The following is a 1,028-nucleotide window of genomic DNA, read 5'->3' as shown; positions in this document are numbered from 1 at the left end:
ATCAAGGCAGCCGTGAGCTACGGCGTGGTAAAGATGAATATCGACACCGACACTCAGTGGGCGTTTTGGGACGGCGTGCGCGGATACGAGGCTGAAAATAGGGCGTATCTGCAAGGCCAAATCGGAAACCCGCAGGGCGAGGACAAGCCGAATAAAAAATTCTACGATCCGCGCAAATGGCTGAGGGCGGGCGAGCAGAGCATGACGCGCCGTTTGCAAGTCGCATTTGAAAATTTAAATTGCCTAAACAGGAACTAAGATGGAGCACTCGAATAACGAAGTATTGGATATCACGCTGCCCGAGGCGAGGGAGCGCTCGCTAGCGGGCGTCTTTTTCAAAATCACAGCGCTTCCGATAGCCGTTTTTGCGGTGTTTTTGCTGGGTTATTTGGGGCTCATCGGACTAAAAGTCGAGATGCACTCGATCTTGATGCTTGCGGTTTTGCTCATCATAGCGCTGGTTTTGGCCCGCCACAACGCCGAATACGGCTGCTCAAATTTTGAAAACAATATCGACGATTTTAAGTCTGAGCTTAAAAACTACATCGTCGCCAACCTCTTAAGCATCGGCGGCAAAAAGAAATCGGACGCTAAATTTGATCTTTTCGTCGATGAATACGGCTACTCACTGCGGAACCAAAACTACGCTTCCGTCGCGGCGGCGGTCTTTCCGATGCTCGGAATTTTAGGCACCTTCATCTCGATTGCGATTTCGATGCCGCATTTTTCTTCAAGCAATATCGACGGGCTCGAAACCGAGATCGCGCAGCTTCTAGGCGGCGTGGGAACGGCGTTTTACGTCTCGATCTATGGAATTTTTTTGGCGCTTTGGTGGATATATTTCGAGAAAAAAGGCATCAGCAAATATGAGCGCCTGCTGATCAAATACAAAAATTCCACTAAAAATTTCTTCTGGAACAAAGACGAGATCACGCAGGGCTATCTGAGCGAAATTTTAAACGCAAACGCAGATATTTCGCGCTCGTTCGCGGCTATGGCTTCGACAAGCTTTTCAGATGGGCTAAACC

The 1,028-nt window shown here is 49.0% G+C and carries 2 protein-coding genes; both read left to right on the top strand.

All coding sequences use genetic code 11. The annotated features are described in order from the left end of the window. Positions 1-258 (top strand): class II fructose-bisphosphate aldolase (locus Q0236_RS08225; protein WP_297916792.1); only part of this gene is annotated, 258 nt, incomplete at its 5' end. 1 nt (position 259) lies between these two features. Next, on the top strand, positions 260-1,028 hold a 769-nt coding region (locus Q0236_RS08220), incomplete at its 3' end, for a MotA/TolQ/ExbB proton channel family protein (RefSeq protein WP_297916789.1).

Origin of the sequence: uncultured Campylobacter sp., assembly GCF_938031315.1 — a bacterium.
Classification (GTDB): Bacteria; Campylobacterota; Campylobacteria; order Campylobacterales; family Campylobacteraceae; genus Campylobacter_B.
Note: the sequence above shows the minus strand (reverse complement) of the source record. Positions and strands in the feature narration are given on the sequence as shown.